The following is a 17,956-nucleotide window of genomic DNA, read 5'->3' as shown; positions in this document are numbered from 1 at the left end:
CCGTCGGACGGCGTCCGAGCTGACGCCCGATCTGGCACCGAGCCCGAAACCCGGAACCGGCCGCGCTCATCCTCCCCGGAACGCCCGCCGGAGCTGGTCGTCGAGCGGCTTCAGCAAATAGGATAAAGGCGTGCGCTCGCCGGTGGCGAGATAGGCCTCCACCGGCATTCCGGCGACGAGCGCCGCATCTCCAAGCGCCTTCAGGCCGTCCGGGTCGGGAACGATTTCCACGTCGTAATAGGCGATGCCGCGACGTTGATCCGTCGTGACATCCGCCGAGACGCGGGACACCGTCCCCGAGATCTCCGGCGTCGTTTCCTGCTGGAAGGCGCTGAATCTGAGCCGCGCCGCCTGCCCGCGGCGGATCTGGTCCACGTCGGTGGGATCCACCTGGGCCGCGACCACCAGCACGTCGTCCTGCGGCACGATCTTCAGGACCGTGTCGCCCGCCGCCACGTATCCGTTCAAGGTGTGCACCGCCAGCTCATGGATCACGCCGGAGACCGGCGCCTTGATCTCCACGCGCCGGAGCTGGTCGAGCGCGGCGACCTTGCGTTCGCGCAGCTCCGCAAGCTTGGCCTCCACCTCGCGCAGCTCCTTGGCGGCATCGCTGCGCGCCTCCTGGTCCACGGACAGGATCTGGATGGCAATTTCGGCGATCTTGCCGCGGGCGGCGGCGATGTTCGCGCTCAGCTGACCCAGTTCGCCGGAAATGCGCGCCACCTCCCGCCGGACTGCTGTGGCGCGGCTAAGCGAGACGAGGTTCTTCGCCGCCAGCTGCTCCATCCCGTCCTGCTCAATACGGATGAGGTCGATCTCCTGGGCCTTGGCGGTGGCCTGGAGATCCAGCCCCTTGATCTGCTCACGCAACTGCGCCGTCTGCTCGGCGAGCTGGGCCTTCTGCCCGTCGCGGGCTTCGGTCCGGGCCATGTGCAGGCGGCGCTCGCCGGACCAGATGTCCTCCAGTGCGGGCTCACGGACGGCGCGCGTGGCCACGGCGGACGGCATGTGCAGCGTCTCGGAAAGCCCGCTCTCCACCTTGAGCCTTGCCGCGCGCGCCTCCAGTTCGTCGATCTCCTGGGCGACGATGGCGAGGTTGGCGCGTGCGATCGTGTCGTCGAGGCGCAAGAGCAGCGCGCCCGCCTCCACCTTCTCGCCCTCGCGCACCGCGATCTCGGCCACCACGCCCCCCAGCGGCGGCTGGATGCTTTTCACGCTGCCCTGCAAGGTCAGGCGTCCCGGCGCGATGACGGCCCCGGCGAGCGGGGTGAGGGCCGCCCAGGCGCCGCCGCCCAGGACGAGCAGCGCCGCGATGGCGCCGCCGAAGGCGAGATCGCGCCACGCGCGCCGCAGCGTGCGGGATGGGGGCGGACGGGCGCGGTCCCTCATGCCTGCAGCCCGGCCATGGGGACGAGGTTGGCAGGGTGCCCGTCGTCATGGTCGCCACGGAGAGGCGGCGCCGCAACCGCACAGGGCCCGAAGGCCTCAAGCCGTCCTTCGCGCAGGATGGCCACATGGCTCACGGCCCGGAGAACACCAGGCCGGTGGGCCGCCACGGCGACGATCGCCCGGCGCGCGCGGGCCCCCTCGATGGCGCGCAGCAGCGCGGCCTCGCCTTCCGCATCGAGGTGCGCGTTGGGCTCGTCTAGGATGATGAGGAATGGCGCCCCGTAGAGCGCCCTCGCCAGGGCCACGCGTTGACGCTGCCCGGCTGAGAGCAGGTGCCCGCCTTCACCGATGGCGGTGTCATAGCCTGCGGGAAGGCGCAGGATGAGCTCGTGCGCGTCCGCTGCTTTCGCCGCGGCGATCACCGCTTCGGCCGTTTGGTGCGGATCGAAGCGCGCGATATTGTCCGCGACCGTACCGTCGAGGAGCTGCACCTCCTGGGGCAGATAGCCGATGAAACGGCCGAGCCGGTCCGGCTCCCATTGATCGAGCCGCGCGCCGTCGAGGCTCACTTCCCCGCCCGCCGCGGGCCAGATCCCCGCAAGGGCACGGATGAGGGAGGTCTTGCCGGAGCCCGAGGGGCCCATCAGAGCCACGGCGTCGCCGGCGGAGAGGGCGAGGCAGACATCGCGCAGGATCACCCGGCGGCCACCAGGCGCGACCACCGACACATGATTGACCGCGAGGCTCTCGCATGGCTCCGGAAGCGAAAGGGCAACGCTGTGCGCCGCCTCTGCTGCCCTCCGGCGGGCGGCAAGGCGCCGCCACGCCTCGCGCACGCTCAGGAAGCCCTTCCAATGGACGGCGGCCAGTTCCACCGGGGCGAGCGCGCGGGCCATGAGCACGGAGCCGGCAATCATCACGCCGCCGGTCACCGCGCCCTCGATCACCAGCCAGGCGCCGACGCCGAGCATGGCCGATTGCAGCAGCAGCCGGAACGTCCGCGACAGGGCGGCGAGGTTAGCGGTGGAGACCCCGAGGCCCTCATGGCCGTGCCGGCACCTTTCATCGATTGCCGCAAGGCGAGCAGCCAGAGCCGAGGTCATGCCGAGCGCCCGCGCCGCCTCCGCCATGCGTGCGGCGCTTTCGAGGAACCGGGCGCGCATGTGCGCATCGGCCCCGAGGGCCTTGACGCGGGCCCTGGAGCGGACCTCTCCGATCCGGGCGAGGACGACGGTCAGCATCGCGCCTCCGAGCGCCGTGGCGCCGAGCAGAGGATGGAGCAGGAAGCACAGGCCCACATAAAGCGGCACGAAGGGCGCATCGAACAGAACGGTCGGCGCCAGGCTCGAAAGGAAGGCGCGGACCTCGGCAAGGTCGCGCAAGGATGACGGCAGGGCGCCGGGCTCGCCGACGCGGACGCCGTGCGCCAGCTCGGAGGTGAACAAGGGGGGAGCGAGGCGCTCCTCCACCGATGTTCCCAGGCGCACCAGAAGCCGGGCGCGCGTGGCGTCGAGGAGCCCCTGCACGGCGAACAGGAACGCCACGAGGGCGGAGAGGACCACGAGCGTGGGGAGGGAGTGGGACGGCAGCACCCGGTCATAGACCTGAAGCATGTAGATCGCACCGGTGAGCGCCAAAAGGTTGATGAGGACGGTGAAGCCGCCGATGCCGACGATGAGGGGAGCAAGGCTGGCGAGGCGCGCGGCCGGGACGAGACGGGAGATCGGCGCCGCAGGGCCCCAGGCCGCTGAAGCCTCCCGTCGACCGCCCGGATCGTTCCAACCCATAGGAGCCCTGCCCGCAATGTGACGGACCAGGTGCGGGCGGGAGCCGTGCCCCTTCGCGGCAGCCGGCGAGGCGAGCCACCCAACCCGTCCCAGCACCTTAGAAATCTATGATAGGGCGCGCCGAGATCGCCGGCATCCACCAAATGGTGGAGGACATGACCAAGCGTATCCGTTAATCTTGAAACCCTGAAGACAGGCATAGCGGAGCAAGGACCAAGGCAGAGGTGGGAAGGTGTCGTGCCTGAAGCTTGCGCATGCGCCGCCTCTGCCTCTGCCTCCGCCTCCTGGGCGGCAATACCGCACTTTCGTACCGGCACGTATCGCAAATCTCGCCGGAGTGAAGAACTCCGGGGCTGAAGACCAAGGCTTGGCCGTGGGCTGGAGGATCGACCGTGACTGACTATTTGGAAGGCACCGAGTTCCGGGTCAACACGACGACGACGGTCCATCAGATGGAGGCCTCCGTCGCGTCCCTTGCCGATGGCGGATATGTGGTCGCATGGCGCAATTACCCGACCTCTGGCGTCGCTGGCGACCAGTCCATCTATCTCCAGCGCTACGCCCCCGACGGCACGCCGGCGGGCGACGAGATTGCGGTCGACGCCGTTGACGAGCTTGGAGCACCCAGGGTCGCCGGTCTAGCCGATGGCGGCTACGCCGTCGTGTGGGAGCGCCGGGCCCACCAAGGTGATTCAGGCTTCCTAGAAGACATCTGGATCCGGCGCTACGCGGCCGACGGCACGCCCATGGGCGAAAGGGCATTCGTCAACACCTCCGTGGACGGCATACAGCAGGACCCGGCGATCGCGGCACTAGCCGATGGCGGCTACATGGTCACCTGGACGTCCAACGACGAGGACACTGAGGGGGGCGGCTACGGCTCGGCGGTCTGGTCCCAGCGCTACGCGGCCGACGGCACGCCCGTCGGCGGCGAGACGCTGGTGAATTCCACCACGTCCGGCTCGCAGCAGAACTCCTCCGTGACCGGGCTCGCCGACGGCGGCTATGTGGTGGCCTGGGAAAGCGACGCCACCGACAATGCGCGGGACGTCTACGCCCAGCGCTACGCCGCCGATGGCAGCCCCGTCGGCGGCGAGACGCCGGTCAACACCGTCACCACGGGCTTCCAGTTTGCGCCTTCGGTCGCGGGGCTTGCTGACGGTGGCTATGTCGTCACCTGGACGAGCGGCGATTTCGAGCGCGACCCCTACCTCGATGTCTATGCGCAACGCTATGGCGCCGACGGCGCTCCGGTCGGTGATGCGAGCCGGGTGAACACCACGTCGCATGGCTATCAGGCCGTCTCGCAGGTGACCGCCCTCGCCGATGGCGGCTATGTGGTCACCTGGACCGACGACAGCGGTAACGACGGCAGCGCGTCCGGCATCTTCGCCCAGCGTTATCATGCCGACGGCACGCGCGACGGCGGCGAGACTCTCGTCAATTCCACGACCGACGGTTCTCAGACCACACAGGCGGCGGCGGCGTTCGGCGCCGGCTACGTGGTGGTGTGGCAGTCGGGGACATTCCTGGACAGCGATGCGGACATCTATGGCAAGACCTGGAGCGCGGACGCCCCGCCGCCCAATGCCGCCCCCGTCGCCGCGGACGACAGCTACGCCACCAACCAGGGCGCTGCGCTCACCATCACCGCCCCCGGCCTCCTCGCCAACGACACGGACGCCGATGGCGACGCGCTCACCGCCGAGCTCGTCTCCGGCCCGGCGCACGGCACGCTGGTGCTCAATTCCGACGGCTCCTTCACCTACACGCCCGAGGCCGGCTTCTCGGGCGCCGACAGCTTCGCCTACAAGGCCAATGACGGAACGGCGCTCAGCCCCTCCACCCCCGTCGCGCTGACCGTTACCCCGCTGCCCAATGCCGCGCCCGTCTCCAGCAATGACGCCTACGCCACCAACCAGGGCGCTGCGCTGACCATCACCGCCCCCGGCCTCCTCGCCAACGACACGGACGCCGATGGCGACGCGCTCACCGCCGAGCTCGTCTCCGGCCCGGCGCACGGCACGCTGGTGCTCAATTCCGACGGCTCCTTCACCTACACGCCCGAGGCCGGCTTCTCGGGCGCCGACAGCTTCGCCTACAAGGCCAATGACGGAACGGCGCTCAGCCCCTCCACCCCCGTCGCGCTGACCGTTACCCCGCTGCCCAATGCCGCGCCCGTCTCCAGCAATGACGCCTACGCCACCAACCAGGGCGCTGCGCTCACCATCACCGCCCCCGGCCTCCTCGCCAACGACACGGACGCCGACGGCGACGCGCTCACCGCCGAGCTCGTCTCCGGCCCGGCGCACGGCACGCTGGTGCTCAATTCCGACGGCTCCTTCACCTACACGCCCGAGGCCGGCTTCTCGGGCGCCGACAGCTTCGCCTACAAGGCCAATGACGGAACGGCGCTCAGCCCCTCCACCCCCGTCGCGCTGACCGTCACCCCGCTGCCCAACGCCGCGCCCGTCTCCAGCAATGACGCCTACGCCACCAACCAGGGCGCTGCGCTCACCATCACCGCCCCCGGCCTCCTCGCCAACGACACGGACGCCGATGGCGACGCGCTCACCGCCGAGCTCGTCTCCGGCCCGGCGCACGGCTCGCTGGTGCTCAATTCCGACGGCTCCTTCACCTACACGCCCGAGGCCGGCTATTCCGGCAGCGACGGCTTCATTTACAAGGCCAATGACGGCGTGGCGGACAGCGGTTCTGCGACCGCGACAATCATCGTCGCGCCTCCAGCCCCCAACCTCATCGAGGGAACCGGGTTGACTGACTTCCTGCGGGGCACCGCCGAAGCGGACGACATCCGCGGTGGAGCGGGGCGGGACAGGATCTTCGGCGGACGCGGCAATGATCACCTGGCCGGGAATGCGGGCAACGATCTTGTCTTCGGCGGAAAAGGAAGCGATACGATCGTATTCCTTCCGGGCGACGGGCGCGATTTCGTCTTTGGATTCGACGTGTTGCCCGGAGCGTCCGACAAGATCGCGCTGGATGCGCGCGCCTTTGCGAGCTACGGGGACCTCACGAACTCCGGCGCCGTGTCCAACGGCTGGCTTGGAGCTAAGATTACTTATGAGGATGGTTCGCAAATTATTTTGCTCGGGGTGGATGCTCAGGTCCTGACCGCAGACCACTTTACCTTTGTCTAAGAGCTCGTTCCGAAAGGGTTGAGCAGCTGGGGCACTTGCGATTCCAAGGGGTTGTTCAGGCCATCTTGGAGCGAGCGATGTGGACCCCAGCTATTCGCCGGCAGCATAGTCGCGCGGGACTTCGATACGAGGCGGATTTGCCGTATTGCATTGGAGCTGCACTAGATAATTCCAGAAATTTGTCAATTGAAATTGTTGATAAACATCGATTTTTACTTGAAAAATTGAACAATTTATCAAATGCCTGCGACCATTCATTTGTAAATTCAGATCAAACATTGGCAGGAATGGATGAACAGGCCTTGAATGTAATAGCCCTTGATAGAAATTCACTTGCGAAGTGAATTCAATGGCACGGCTACCCCTTGAACCAGATCACCACCGATTTCAATTAATTTTACAACAATAACGTGTTGTTATTAAAAGAGAGCAGCACCAGGGTCTTGGCATCAACGATGCCTTCGGGATTCGTCCCCGAACTGTTCCCCAAATCCTTCCCCGAATGACTTCTATACCCACTGTATTTATTTGATATTAAACAGTTTTTGTATTGGTGCGGACGGCGGGAGTCGAACCCGCATGCCTTGCGGCGCAAGATTTTAAGTCTCGTGCGTCTACCGGTTTCGCCACGTCCGCCGACCCGGCCGCCACGCCGAGGCATGGCGGCGCGAATCCGCTGAACCATAGCGGAGGCACCGGACCGATCAATGCGACAGAGTAATAATTTACCGTGCAGTGCAACCACGGCGCGGCGCCCGCGGCGCACGCTTCCCGCAAGCCCCGCCGCATCCGGTCCGGATCCGGTGCGGGACAACCGTATCCCGGCGGGCACATCTCGGCCTCGCCGGCAGAGCCGGTGGTTCAAAACCTGGTGATGCCGCGCTGCGGCAGAGTGCGTCAGGAGGCGGCCGCATCCATGTCGCGCGAGGCGGCCGGCGTGATGGCGACCGATTCTCCGCAGCCGCACGCCGAGGTCTGGTTCGGGTTGTTGAACACGAACTGGGCCGCCATCTTGTCGGCCTTGAAGTCCATCTCGGTGCCGAGCAGGAACAGCACAGCCTTGGGATCGACGATGACCTTCACCCCCTTGTCCTCCACCACTTCGTCGCCCGGGGCGATCTCGCCGGCATAGTCGAGGGTGTAGGACATCCCGGCGCAGCCGCCATTCTTCACGCCCACCCGCACCGCGGCGACGGGCTCGCGGGCGCGGTCCATGATCTGGCGGATGCGCGCAGCCGCGGCGTCGGTGATGCGCATCACCGGCGGACGTGCCCGCGCAGTGCGCACGCTCGGAGCAGAGCTCATTCGGCAAACCTCCAACGGTTCCGATCAAAGCCGGAAAACCATATCATCCTTTAAATGGATGAGGCGACGCCCTTCCACAAGGCGTCCGATGGCGCTGATCCGGCGGCTGCCCGATCCCACCGCCGCGAACAGGACCGACGCGATCAAGTTCGCGTTTACCTTAATCGGTGCCAACTGTCCGCCGGACCCTGATTCGAAAGGACGCGACTCCCGTTGGAACGGGCCGCGACACACCATGCCATCGACACCGTCCAACTGACGGGCGCCCCGTGACGCCCCAGGCCTTCATCATCCGCGTGACGGTTGCCTACGCGACGGGCGCGCTCGCCTGGGTATACCTGTCCGACTGGCTGATCGAAAGGTTCGGCGGGCGCGACGAGCTCGCCGCCTTCTCCACCTTCAAGGGCATCGGTTTCGTCGCCATCACCACGGCGCTGCTCGCCATGGCGCTGGCGCGCGTTGCCGCCATGGCCCGCGCCGAGGTGCCGCGCGCCGCCTCGTTCCGGCTCTTGCCCACGACCGCGATCATCCTCGCGGTCGTCGCGCCGACGCTGATCGTCGGCGCGCTGGTATTCAATTCCGCCTCGCGCGCCCTGGTGCGGGAGCGCGAGGCGGACCTCCAAGCCATCATGGACCTGCAGATCGAGGCGATCAGCCGACATCGGAAGGAAAGCCTTGCCTCCGCGCAGGTGCTGGTGGACAGCGCCTTCGTGCGCGACATCGTCGCCAGCATGCTGGAGCACGGCGACGGGCCGGAGCAGGCGGATCGGCGCTCCGCGCTGAGGGATTCCGCGCTCGCGCTCGGCTTCAGCGCGGTCGAGCTGTGGAGCACCGACGCCCAACGCCTGCTGCGCGAGGGCGACGACTGGCCGCCGCGGGAGCGGGTCAGGGAACTCATCGCGCGCGACAGCGGCAGCGACGAGATCATGGTCGTCGTCCGTGACCGCGATCGGGACCGTTACGGCTATCTGGTCCCGGTGCGGGCGCGCGGGGCCGGCGCCGGCCAAAAGCGGGCGTTCCTTTACCTGGAGATGAACCCCGGCAGGTTCCTCTACCCCTATCTGACGCGCCCCGTGGCGGTGGGCGCGGCGTCGGAATCGTTCCTGGCGCGCAAGGAGGCCAACGGGGTCTGGTACTTCGGCTCACCCGTCGGCACCAACTGGGCGCCGCTGCTGACATCGCCCCTGCCGCCCGACCTCGCCGCGCTGGCGCAGTCCGCCGGCGCCACTCCGAGCGTCGCCACCGTGACCGGCGCCTCGGGGGAGAAGGTGCTCGCGGTGACGCAGTTGATCCCCAATTGGCACAGCGTCTTCATCGCCACCATGCGGCAGCAGGACGTGCTCGGGGGCGCGCGCGGCCTGATGCTGTCCGCGAGCCTGACAACGGCGGCGATCATGGTGGTGGCGGTCGCCATCGGCCTGCTGTTCGCGGAGCGGCAGAAGCTCAAGGCGGCGCTTCGGGAGGTGGACCAGGCGCGCGCCCTCGCCTCCGCCGAGGAGCGCTTCCGCGCCACCTTCGAGCAGGCGGCGGTCGGCATGGTCCATCTCAACCTCGACGGCGTGATCGTGCGCGCGAACCAGACCGCCCGGGCCTTCGTGGGCTATACCACCGACGAGATCGTGGGCCAGGCCTTCGCCATCGTCACCCAGCCCGAGGATGCCGCCGCCGACAGGGCGCTGATCGCGGACCTGGGCGCAGGGCGCCGCTCGGACATAAAGCAGAGCGAGAAGCGGTTCCGTCGCAAGGACGGCTCGGAGATCTGGCTCGACTGCACCACCTCGCTGGCGCGCGACGAGACGGGCGCGCCGAGCTACCTCATCGTCGTGACGCAGGACGCCTCCGAACGCCGCGCCGCCCGGCAGGCGCTGGAGGTCAGCGAGGAACGCTTCGAGCTCGCGGTTCGCGCCACCAGCCAAGGCGTGTGGGACCTCGACCTCGTCACCGGCCGCACCTACGTCTCGCAACGCTGGAGAGACATGCTGGGCCTCGCCCCGGACACGCCGGTGGACATCCGCGCCCTCTGGCGCGACCGGGTGCACCCGGACGACGCGCGCCGCGTGGCCGCGGCCTGGCTGGAGGTGCTCGCCGGGAACCGCCCGATCTTCGACACCGAATACCGCATGCGGCACGAGGACGGCTCCTATCACGACTTCGTCGCGCGCGGATTTGCCATCCGGACGCCGTCCGGCGAGGCGGTGCGCATGGTCGGGCTGACCGAGGACGTCACCGACCGGCGGCAGACCGAGCGCCGCATCCGCCTCGCGGCGGCCGTGTTCTCCGGCACCGACGAGGGCATCGTCGTCACCGATGCCGACGGCCACATCACGGCCGCCAACCCCGCCTTCACGGAGATCACCGGCTATGACGAGGCGGACGTGGTCGGCAAGAGCATGAGGGTGCTCCAGTCGGGCCGCCACGACCGCAACTTCTTCCGCCAGATGTGGGAGGAGCTGCGCGCCTCCGGCTCCTGGCGCGGCGAGATATGGAACCGCCGCAAGGACGGCGAGGCGTTTCTCCAGCACCTCATCGTCAGCACGGTCCCGGGCACCGGCGAGGAGGCGCCGAGCTACGTGGGCGTGTTCCACGACATCACTCAGGCGCGGCGCTCCCAGTCCGAGCTCGACCGCCTCACCCACTATGACGTGCTCACCGGGCTCCCCAACCGCTCGCTGCTGTTCTCGCTTATCGAGCATGCGGTGAGCCGCTCCAAGGCGCGCTGCGCCGTGCTGTTCATCGACCTCGACAACTTCAAGACGGTCAACGAGAGCCTCGGCCTGGTCGCCGGCGACGCCATGCTCCAGGCGGTGGGGCAGCGGCTGCGCTCGCGCCTCTCGGCGGAGGCCACGATCGGCCGCTACGGCGGCGACGAGTTCGTGGTCCTGCTGGAGAACGTCAAGGGCTCGGAGGACGCCGCCGCCGAAGCCATGCGCATCATCGACGCCTTCGCGGATCCGTTCGTCGAGCCGGGCGGCGACGAACTCTATCTGGGCGCCAGCGTGGGCATCGCGCTCTATCCCGACGACGACCCGAGCGGCCGCCTGCTGCTCCAGCACGCCGGGTCGGCCCTGTTCCAGGCCAAGGCCAACGGCCGCGGCACCTATGCCTTCTATACCGGCGCCATGACGGCGACGGCCAAGGCCCGGGTCGGCATGGTCGGCGAGCTGCGGCGTGCCCTCGCCCGCGAGGAGCTGACGGTCTATTTCCAGCCCATCATGGAGCTGTCCACCGGCCGCCTGAGCGGCGCCGAGGCGCTGGTGCGCTGGAACAGCCCCCGCGGACTCGTCATGCCGGACCAGTTCATTCCCCTGGCCGAGGAGACCGGGCTGATCGTGGCGCTCGGCGAGTACGTCGCCCAGCGCGCCTGCCGGCAAGTGGTTGAGTGGGATGCCGAGGGCATCACCTGCGCGATGATCTCGGTGAACCTCTCGCCGCGCCAGTTCAACCAGCCGGACCTTTGCGCACGCTACGCCGAGATCTTGCGCGAGAGCGGCCTCGCGCCGGAGCGGCTGGAGGTCGAGATCACCGAGAGCCTGCTCATCGACCGGGCGGCAGAAGCTGAATCGAAGCTCAACGCACTCTCCGCCATGGGCGTGAAGGTGGCGGTGGACGATTTCGGCACCGGATATTCCTCGCTCTCCTATCTCAAGCGATTCCCGATCGGAAAGCTGAAGGTCGACAAGAGCTTCGTGCGCGACCTTCCGCATTCGGCGGTGGACGGGGAGATCGTGCGGGCGGTGATCGCCATTGGCCGGGCGCTCAACCTCACCATCCTCGCCGAAGGCGTGGAGAACGAAGCGCAGCGCGACTTTCTGCGGGAAAATGGCTGCGCGCTCGGCCAGGGCTATCTGTGGAGCCGACCGGTGCCGCCCGACGACTTCGCGAGGCTCGCGCGCAGGCTGTCCGCCGCCGCGGACCCAGCCGCCGCTCCCGCGCCCCCCTGATCGGGCCGCCGCTCGGCCCGGCGCGAAGGCGAGGCGCACCAGGGTGCGGAACTGGAGCACCTGGCGCGGCAGGATCGAGCCGTCGCGCAGCGCGCGGCCGAGGATGAGGCCACCTTCCACCACGGTCGCCATGGCGTCGGCGAGCGCGGCGAGGTCCACCTCCTCGCGCGGCGGATAGAGCCTGGCGATGGCCTCGAACCGCGCCTGGAACCGGCGGCGCCACTCCAGCATGGATTCGGCGTTCAGCTCGCGGATCTCGCGGCTGAACAGCTGATCCTGGTAGCAGAAGGAGGCGGCGAGACAGCCGGGATGCACCTCGGGCAGGCTCGCCGTCATTTCCGCGAACAGCTTGAGCGCCACCAGCAGGCCATGGAGCGGGTCCTCGTTCAGCTCGTCCGCGCATGAGCGCGGCGCAGGCGCGCGCCTACCACGCCTGGCAGATCGCCATCCACGCCGAAGCCGGCGCCGACATGGTGTCCGCCTACACCCTGACCCACGTGGAGGAAGCCATCGGCATTGCCGGCGCGGCGAAGGATGAGGGCCTGCCCTGCGCCATCTCATTCACCCTGGAGACGGACGGCCGCCTGCCCTCCGGCCAGAGGCTGAAGGAGGCGATCCTTCAGACCGATGCCGAGACCGGCGGAGCGCCGGCCTATTACCTCGTCAATTGTGCCCACCCCACCCATTTCGCCCACGTGCTGGAGGAGGGCGCCTCGTGGACGGCACGGCTGCGGGGCCTGCGCGCCAATGCCTCGCGCCGCAGCCACGCGGAGCTCGACGCGGCCGCCGACCTCGACGCGGGGGATCCGGCCGAGCTCGGCCAGCTCTACCGCACCCTGCGCCGGCGCCTGCCGCAGATCACCATCCTCGGCGGATGCTGCGGCACCGATCACCGGCACGTGGATGCGATTTGCCTCGCCTGCGTCGCCGTGGACGAGGCGGCCTGACGTCGACCCGCCCCCGGATGCAACCCGTCCCCGCCTTGCAGCGTTCAAGCCTGAGGGGCCGGAGCGGCCCGGCACCGGAGGCCCCCATGGCGCGGCAGCAGAAAGCGGAACTCGGCCTCGCCGAGGCGGCGCCGGAGGACCTCTCCGCCGAGGAGAAGCTGGCGGTGGAGGAGCATGCGCCGCTGCGCCCGCTCGCGGTCCATGAGGTGATCCGCCGCGAGGGGGTGGAGGAACTGGCCCGGCCGATCCCCAGCCTGTGGTGGTCGGGGCTCACCGCCGGGCTCTCCATCGGCTTTTCGGTGGTCGCCCAGGGCACCCTCCACGCCGCCCTGCCCGAGGCGCCCTGGCGCGGCCTGCTCGCCAGCCTCGGCTATGCGGTGGGCTTCCTGATCGTGATCCTCGGCCGCTACCAGCTGTTCACCGAGATCACGCTCACCGCCGTGCTTCCGGTGCTGGCGGAGCCCTCGCGCCAGGCGCTCGCGGCGCTGATGCGGCTGTGGGCCACCGTGCTCGCGGCCAATCTCGTCGGCACCTTCCTGTTCGCCCTCGCGCTCGCCAGCCACGGGGTGCTGCCGCCGGCGCAGATGGCGGGCATCGCCGCGGTGGCGCATCATGTGGCGGCGTTCACCGCAACCGATGCCTGCGTGCGCGGCATCGTCGCCGGCTGGCTGGTGGCGACCGTGGTCTGGCTCCTGCCCTCGGCCGAGGCGGCGCGCATCTGGATCATCGCGCTGCTCACCGCCATGATCGCGGCGCTCGATCTGTCGCACGTGATTTCCGGCTCGGTGGAGGTGTTCTACCTCCAATTGCGCGGCGAGCTGGGCATCCTGGACGGCGCCGTGCGGCTCCTGCTGCCGCTGCTGATCGGCAACGTGATCGGCGGCGCGGCGCTGTTCGCGCTGCGCGCCCACGGTCAGGTGCGCGAGGAACTGGAGCCGCAGCCCGCCCCCGCCAAGCCCACCCCGGCAAAGCCCGCGCCGGCAAAGCCCGCGCCGGACAGATCCCGCTCCGGCCCGGCAGGGCCGCGCAAGGGTCGGGCCGCGTCGCGCAAGGGTCCCGCGGCCGATCAGTAATTGGCCCAGAGGCCGGGGCTGGCGATCTCGGCGAGGTTGCCGTCCGGGTCGCGGAAATAAAGGCTCGAGCCGCCCTTGGGCCAGCGCGCCTCGCCCTCGATGGCGACGTCGTGCGCCGCCAGATGGGCGCGCCATCGCGGCAGGTCGGCTTCCGCCGCGGCGAAGGCGAAGTGCAGCCGCCCCGCGCCGTCATGGGGCGGGATGGTGCCGAACGGCATCTTTATGGTCTCGGCGGTGCTGCCGCGCTTGAACAGCAGCAGCACCGTGGCGCCGACGGGATAGGCGATGAAGCGTTCATCCGCCAGCATGGGCGCAAGGCCGAGGACGCCCTCGTAGAAGGCGGCGGCGCGGGCCAGATCCGCCACATAAAGGCCGGTCTCCAGCACCCCGCCGAGCGGCGGGGCTGCGGAGCCGGGCGGCGAACCCTCCCTCACCACGCGCCCGTCACCACAGATTGAGGGTGGCGCGCGCCTCTTCCGACATGCGGCCCTGGTCCCAGGGGGGATCGAAGGTGATGTCCACCTTCACATCGGCGACGCCGGGCACCGCCGCCACCGCGCTCTCCACCATGCCGGGAAGCTCGGCGGCGGCGGGGCAGTTGGGGGTGGTGAGGGTCATCTCCACCGCGACCGTGCGGTCGTCGGCGATGTCGACCTTGTAGATCAGGCCGAGCTCGTAAATGTCCACCGGGATCTCGGGATCGTAGACGCTCTTCAGCGCGCCGACGATCTCGTCGGTCAGGCGGGAGATCTCCGCGTCCGGCAGGGCGCCGGAGATCAGCGGCATATGCGCCGTATCGGTTGTGGTATCGCTCATGCAAACAAATCCTGCGCCTTCACGAGGGCGTCGGCAAGCCGGTCCACCTCGGCGCGCGTGTTGTAGAGGGCAAACGACGCGCGGCAGGTGGCCGTGGCACCATATCGTGCCAAAAGCGGCTGAGCGCAATGGGTTCCCGCGCGCACGGCGACGCCCCAGCGGTCGAGGACCGTGGCGACGTCGTGCGGATGCGCGCCCTTCATCTCGAACGAGACGATGGCGCCCTTGCCGGGCGCGCGCCCGATGATGCGCACGGAATTGAGCGCCCCCAGCCGTTCCTGGGCATAGAGCGCAAGGTCGTGCTCGTGCGCGGCGATCGCCGCGCGGCCGATGGCGCTGACATAGTCCATGGCCGCGCCGAGGCCGATGGCCTGGACGATTGGAGGGGTTCCAGCCTCAAATCTGTGTGGCGGGACGCCGTAGGTGACGAAATCCTCGGTCACCTCGCGGATCATCTCGCCGCCGCCCTCATAAGGCGGCATCTGCGCCAGCAGATGGTGCTTGCCGTAGAGCAGGCCGATGCCGGTGGGGCCGTAGAGCTTGTGGCCGGTGACGGCGTAGAAGTCGACGTTGAGCTCGCGCACGTCCACCGGCATGTGGACGATGGCCTGGCAGCCGTCCACCAGCACCTTGGCGCCGACCGCGTGGGCCGCCTCAACGATCTCCTTCACCGGCGTCACCGTGCCCAGCACGTTGGACATGTGGGTGACGGCGACGATCTTGGTGCGCTCGCTCAGCAGCGCCTTGAAGGCGTCGAGGTCGAAGCTGTCGTCCTCCTTCAGCGGCACCCACTTGATGACCGCGCCCTTGCGCTCGCGCAGGAAATGCCAGGGCACGATGTTGGAATGGTGCTCCATGATGGAGAGCACGATCTCGTCGCCCGCCTCGATCGACTGGCCGAGCGAGTTGGCCACCAGATTGATCGAGCCGGTGCCCGAGCGGGTGAAGATGATCTCGTCCACCGACCCGGCATTGAGAAAGGCGCGCGCGGTCTCGCGCGCGTGCTCGAAGGCCTCGGTCGCGGCGTTGGCGAGATAGTGCAGGCCGCGATGGACGTTGGAATATTCGCTCTCATAGGCGCGGGTCATGCGCTCGAGCACCTGGCGCGGCTTCTGCGCCGAGGCGGCGTTGTCGAGATAGGTGAGCGGATGGCCGTTCACCTGCATCGCGAGGGCGGGGAAGTCCGCGCGCACCGCCGCGACGTCGTATCCGCCGGCGGCGGGAAGAGAGGCAAGGCGGGTGGCGGTCATCGGATGTTCCTCGTTCAGCCCATGGCGTCGTCACTGCCGTCTCCCGCCTGCGGGAGCGGCGCCCGAGCGGCCGGGAGCCGGCCGGGCTCCCTCTCCGCCCGCGAGAGGGTGAGGGTGAGGCGCGAAGCGCGCTCCGGCCCCTCACCCTGGCCCTCTCCCCACCAGGGAGAGGGGCTAAGCACCGGGAGCGCCTCAGGGCGCCCCGCCGAGCCGCGCGACGATCTGCGCCATGAGCGCCTCGCGCAGGTCCTCCTGCTCCACATATTCCACCGCCTCGCCGACGAAGGCCTGCACCAGCAGCGCCTGCGCCTCCGCGGGCGGGATGCCGCGGGCGAGCAGGTAGAACAGGAGATCGTCGTCGAGCGCGCCGGCTGTGGCGCCGTGGCCGCACTGCACGTCGTCGGCGAAAATCTCCAGCTCCGGCTTGTTGTCCATCTGGGCGAATTCGCCCAGCAGCAGCGCCTGGCTCATCATGCGCCCGTCGGTCTTCTGGGCGTCCGGGCGGACGATGATCTTGCCCTGGAACACGCCGTGGCTCTCGTCCTTGAGCACGGTCTTGAACAGTTCGCGGCTCTCGCAATGGGGCACCGCGTGGTCCATCACCATGGTCACGTCGCCGTGCTGGCGGCCGGTGAGCAGGTTCACGCCGCGGATGCCCGCATGGCTGCCGGCGCCGGAGAAGCGGCCATGGAGGCTGAGGCGGGCGGTGGCGGCGCCGGTGGCGAGCTGAAAGGCGTGGAAGGCCACCTCCCGGCCCATGTCCACCACCAGCGTGCCGAGATGGAGCGCCCCGTCGCCCTCCGCCTGCACCCGGACGAGGTCCACATGGGCGCCGTCGCCGATGTAGAACTCGCTCGCCGCATTGGCCTGATAGGCGACGCCGGCGGGGCCCTGGTGGCTCTCGATGATCGCCACCTGCGCCCCCTCCTCCACCACCACCAGGGTGCGGGTGAAGGTGGCGAGCGGCGCGTCCGCCGTGAAGACGTGGGCGATGTGGATCGGCGTCTCCACCTTGGCGCCGGCGGCGACGTGGATCACCAGCCCCTCGCGCAGCATGGCGGTGTTGAGCGCCAGCGCCGCGTCGTAGCGTTGCGGCGCGAGCGCGCCGATGCGCTCCAGCAGCGGGCTGCCGGAGGCGAGCGCGGCCGCGAGCGGCACGGCGGAGACCCCGGCCGGCAGCTTGCCGAGAGGGGAGGCGCCGCGCCCGTAGGCGCCGTTCACGAACAGCACGCGCTCGGCGCCAGGGAAGGCGATGGCGCGCAGGCCGGCCTCGGCCTCGGCCGACGCGGTGACCGCGCCGGCAAGCGGCGCCGCCTCGCGCACCGCGGCGCGCAAATCGGTATATTTCCACTCCTCCACCCGGCGGGTGGGAAGGCCGTGTTCGGCGAAGGCAGCGGCGGCGGCGCGGCGCAGCTCACCCACGCGGCCCGAAATGGGCTCGGCGGCAAGGCGCGCCTCAACCGCCTTGGCGAGAGCCTCCTCGCCCGCGGTGCGCGGATTGCGAAAATCGATGCTCATCTCGCCCGCCCTCACGCCGCGTCGCCGTAGGCGGCGTAGCCCGAGGCTTCCAATTCCAGCGCCAGCTCCTTGCCGCCCGAGCGCACGATGCGGCCCTGGTGCATCACGTGCACCACGTCCGGAACGATGTGGTCCAGCAGGCGCTGGTAGTGGGTGATGACCAGCATGGCGCGGTGCGGGCTGCGCAGCGCGTTCACGCCCTGGGCGACGATCTTGAGCGCGTCGATGTCGAGCCCGGAATCGGTCTCGTCCAGGATGCACAGCTTGGGCTCCAGCACCGACATCTGGAGGATCTCGTTGCGCTTCTTCTCGCCGCCGGAGAACCCCACGTTCACGCCGCGCCGGAGCATCTCCTGGGAGATCCCGAGGTCGGAGGCCTTCGCCTTCACGAGGCGCAGGAAATCGGGGGTGGAGATCTCGGCCTCGCCGCGCGCCTTGCGCTGGGCGTTCAGCGCCGTGCGCAGGAACGTCATGTTGGCGACGCCGGGGATCTCGATCGGATACTGGAAGGCGAGGAACAGGCCAGCGGCCGCCCGTGCGTCGGGGGCCATGGCGAGCAGGTCCGCGCCGTCGAGAGTCGCGGTGCCCGCGGTGACCTCGTAATCGTCCTTGCCGGCGAGCACATAAGAGAGCGTGGACTTGCCGGAGCCGTTCGGCCCCATGATGGCGTGCACCTCGCCCGCGTTCAAAGTGAGGTCGAGGCCCTTGAGGATCTCGCGGTCGTCGATCGAGGCGTGCAGGTTGCGAATGTCGAGCATGAGACTGTTGT

Annotated in this window: 12 protein-coding genes, 1 tRNA gene and 1 pseudogene; 5 read left to right on the top strand and 9 right to left on the bottom strand. The window is 69.0% G+C overall.

What is annotated here, in order from left to right; translation table 11 throughout:
• Positions 1 to 66: 66 nt before the first annotated feature.
• Positions 67 to 1,389: an HlyD family type I secretion periplasmic adaptor subunit gene (locus ABLE88_RS16395; protein ID WP_348832763.1), complete on the bottom strand. Its 1,323-nt coding sequence runs from the start codon at positions 1,387 to 1,389 to the stop codon at positions 67 to 69.
• The gene (locus tag ABLE88_RS16390; protein ID WP_348832762.1) at positions 1,386 to 3,176 is read right to left on the bottom strand and encodes a type I secretion system permease/ATPase; all 1,791 of its coding nucleotides are present in this window, start codon (positions 3,174 to 3,176) and stop codon (positions 1,386 to 1,388) included. Before ABLE88_RS16390 ends, ABLE88_RS16395 begins: the two co-directional genes overlap by 4 nt.
• A gap of 392 nt (positions 3,177 to 3,568) precedes the next feature.
• Here ABLE88_RS16390 and ABLE88_RS16385 point away from each other — a divergent pair, with 392 nt between their 5' ends.
• Positions 3,569 to 6,337, top strand: coding sequence for a cadherin-like domain-containing protein (locus ABLE88_RS16385; RefSeq protein WP_348832761.1), 2,769 nt, complete (start codon positions 3,569 to 3,571; stop codon positions 6,335 to 6,337).
• A 77-nt stretch (positions 6,338 to 6,414) separates the two neighbouring features.
• The gene (locus ABLE88_RS16380; protein WP_348832760.1) at positions 6,415 to 6,681 is read left to right on the top strand and encodes a hypothetical protein; all 267 of its coding nucleotides are present in this window, start codon (positions 6,415 to 6,417) and stop codon (positions 6,679 to 6,681) included.
• A gap of 207 nt (positions 6,682 to 6,888) precedes the next feature.
• Here the strand turns inward: ABLE88_RS16380 and ABLE88_RS16375 are convergent.
• Positions 6,889 to 6,973: transfer RNA gene (locus tag ABLE88_RS16375), tRNA-Leu, on the bottom strand.
• A gap of 261 nt (positions 6,974 to 7,234) precedes the next feature.
• The gene (locus ABLE88_RS16370; protein ID WP_348832759.1) at positions 7,235 to 7,642 is read right to left on the bottom strand and encodes a HesB/IscA family protein; all 408 of its coding nucleotides are present in this window, start codon (positions 7,640 to 7,642) and stop codon (positions 7,235 to 7,237) included.
• A gap of 269 nt (positions 7,643 to 7,911) precedes the next feature.
• Here ABLE88_RS16370 and ABLE88_RS16365 point away from each other — a divergent pair, with 269 nt between their 5' ends.
• The 3 genes and pseudogenes from ABLE88_RS16365 (at position 7,912) to ABLE88_RS16355 (ending at position 13,603) form a co-directional block, all read left to right on the top strand.
• A complete protein-coding gene (locus ABLE88_RS16365; RefSeq protein WP_348832758.1) occupies positions 7,912 to 11,583 on the top strand; it encodes a sensor domain-containing protein in 3,672 nt (1,223 codons plus the stop codon).
• 401 nt (positions 11,584 to 11,984) lie between these two features.
• Positions 11,985 to 12,530 (top strand): annotated as a pseudogene (locus tag ABLE88_RS16360) (homocysteine S-methyltransferase family protein); the annotation flags it as partial.
• An 86-nt stretch (positions 12,531 to 12,616) separates the two neighbouring features.
• On the top strand, positions 12,617 to 13,603 hold the full coding sequence (locus ABLE88_RS16355; RefSeq protein ID WP_348832756.1) for a formate/nitrite transporter family protein: 987 nt from the start codon (positions 12,617 to 12,619) through the stop codon (positions 13,601 to 13,603).
• On the opposite strand, the gene ABLE88_RS16350 is transcribed toward ABLE88_RS16355, so the two are convergent.
• The 5 genes from ABLE88_RS16350 to sufC form a co-directional block, all read right to left on the bottom strand.
• Positions 13,597 to 14,037 (bottom strand): VOC family protein, encoded by a 441-nt coding sequence (locus ABLE88_RS16350; protein ID WP_348832755.1) that lies wholly within the window; start codon positions 14,035 to 14,037, stop codon positions 13,597 to 13,599. The genes ABLE88_RS16355 and ABLE88_RS16350 overlap by 7 nt on opposite strands.
• Before the next feature lie 10 nt (positions 14,038 to 14,047).
• Complete coding sequence (locus tag ABLE88_RS16345) at positions 14,048 to 14,419, bottom strand: SUF system Fe-S cluster assembly protein (protein ID WP_348832754.1); 372 nt, start codon at positions 14,417 to 14,419, stop codon at positions 14,048 to 14,050.
• Positions 14,416 to 15,669 carry a cysteine desulfurase gene (locus ABLE88_RS16340; RefSeq protein ID WP_348832753.1) on the bottom strand — a complete coding sequence of 418 codons (1,254 nt, stop codon included), beginning with the start codon at positions 15,667 to 15,669 and terminating at the stop codon, positions 14,416 to 14,418. Before ABLE88_RS16340 ends, ABLE88_RS16345 begins: the two co-directional genes overlap by 4 nt.
• Before the next feature lie 192 nt (positions 15,670 to 15,861).
• Complete coding sequence (gene sufD / locus ABLE88_RS16335; RefSeq protein ID WP_348832752.1) at positions 15,862 to 17,187, bottom strand: Fe-S cluster assembly protein SufD; 1,326 nt, start codon at positions 17,185 to 17,187, stop codon at positions 15,862 to 15,864.
• An 11-nt stretch (positions 17,188 to 17,198) separates the two neighbouring features.
• Positions 17,199 to 17,945: a Fe-S cluster assembly ATPase SufC gene (gene sufC, locus ABLE88_RS16330; protein WP_348832751.1), complete on the bottom strand. Its 747-nt coding sequence runs from the start codon at positions 17,943 to 17,945 to the stop codon at positions 17,199 to 17,201.
• Between the last annotated feature and the right edge of the window lie 11 nt (positions 17,946 to 17,956).

This window comes from Xanthobacter luteus, assembly GCF_040049235.1.
Classification (GTDB): domain Bacteria; phylum Pseudomonadota; class Alphaproteobacteria; order Rhizobiales; family Xanthobacteraceae; genus Xanthobacter.
Note: the sequence above shows the minus strand (reverse complement) of the source record. Positions and strands in the feature narration are given on the sequence as shown.